2 protein-coding genes are annotated in these 1,618 nt (G+C 62.1%); both read right to left on the bottom strand.

What is annotated here, in order from left to right; all coding sequences use genetic code 11:
* On the bottom strand, window positions 1-654 hold a 654-nt coding region (gene rpe, locus EN984_RS33875), incomplete at its 3' end, for a ribulose-phosphate 3-epimerase (protein ID WP_127384321.1).
* A 60-nt stretch (window positions 655-714) separates the two neighbouring features.
* On the bottom strand, window positions 715-1,618 hold a 904-nt coding region (cbbX, locus tag EN984_RS33870; RefSeq protein WP_127384320.1), incomplete at its 5' end, for a CbbX protein.

The following is a 1,618-nucleotide window of genomic DNA, read 5'->3' as shown; positions in this document are numbered from 1 at the left end:
CTGTCGGATGGCTCCAATGTTGGTGCGATAAGCCGCCTCGGTGCCCCCCTTGAACACGGCCGACCCGGCGACCAGCACATTGGCCCCGGCCGCGGCGACCAGCGGGGCGGTTTCGGCCGTGACGCCGCCATCGATTTCGATGTCAATCGGGCGGTGGCCAACCAGTGCCTTGATTCGCCTGATCTTCTCGATGACCGCGGAAATGAAGGCCTGGCCGCCAAAGCCTGGATTGACCGTCATCAGCAGCACTAGGTCAAGCCTGTCGAGCACATACTCGATGACGCTCTCCGGCGTCGAAGGATTCAGCGATACGCCGGCCTTCTTGCCGAGATTTTTGATCGCCTGCAGGGAACGATCGAGATGCGGCCCGGCCTCGGCGTGCACCGTGATGATGTCGCAGCCGGCGTTGGCGAAGGCGGCCAGATAGGGGTCGGCCGGCGCGATCATCAGATGGCAATCGAAAATTTTGTCCGTTCGGTCGCGGATCGCCTTGATCACCGGCGGACCGAAGGTGATGTTGGGTACGAAATGGCCGTCCATCACGTCGAGATGGATCCAGTCGGCACCCGCCCGCACGACAGCTTCGACCTCATCGCCGAGCCGCGAGAAATCCGCGGAAAGCACGGAGGGTGCGATGATTGTCCTGGTGACCATGGTCGTCGTCTCCAATTCTGTCTGCGGGTGTTGGTCGCTGCGCCAGCCGGCTCCATCCCGTCAGCGCATCTTCGTCTCCGGTTCGCCTTCGAGTTTCCCTTCCGCGAACACGCGGCTGCCGCGAATGTCGGATTCCTCGATGGTGACAAGATCGGCTTTGGTCAACACCCGGCTGCGCGATGCGAAAAGCCGGTTGGCCTGCCGCAGCCGCGCCCGGTCGAGCCCATTGCGGACCGAACGCGCGTTGGAGAAATGCGGCAGCCTCATGCGGATCGGAAGATACTCTTCGAGCGCACGGGACGCCGCCTCGCTGAGGCGATAATTCTGCTCCGCGAGCATAATCTCGGCGATCGATTTCAGTTCGCTGACGCCATAGTCGGGGAAATCGAGGTGATGGGCGATGCGCGAACGCATGCCGGGATTGCTGTCGAAGAAGCGGTCCATCTTGTTCTTGTAGCCGGCAAGGATCACAACCAGATCGTCACGGTTGTTCTCCATGCACTGCAGCAGGATTTCGATCGATTCCTGGCCGTAGTCGCGTTCGTTCTCGGGCTTGTAGAGATAATAGGCCTCGTCGATGAAAAGCACGCCGCCCATGGCACGCTTGATCACCTCGCGGGTCTTGGGCGCGGTGTGGCCCACATACTGGCCGACGAGATCGTCGCGCGTCACGGCGACCATGTGGCCTTCGCGGACATAGCCCAGACGATGCAGGATTTCGGCCATCCTCAGCGCCACGGTGGTCTTTCCGGTGCCGGGATTTCCCGTAAAGTTCATGTGCAGCGTCGGGGCGCCCGAAGTCAGCCCGAACTTGCGGCGAAGCCGGTCGACCAGGAGGAGAGCGGCGATCTCGCGGATGCGGGTCTTGACCGGCTTCAGGCCAACGAGTTCACGGTCGAGCTTGTCCATGACCTCGTCGATGTTGGACGCCTCGAACTCGGCCTGCAGATCAACCGTCGCGTCC

The organism is Mesorhizobium sp. M7A.F.Ca.CA.004.12.1.1, assembly GCF_003997835.1.
Taxonomy (GTDB): Bacteria; Pseudomonadota; Alphaproteobacteria; order Rhizobiales; family Rhizobiaceae; genus Mesorhizobium.
The sequence above is the reverse complement of the archived record's forward strand: the minus strand, read 5'-3'. Positions and strand labels throughout refer to the sequence as shown.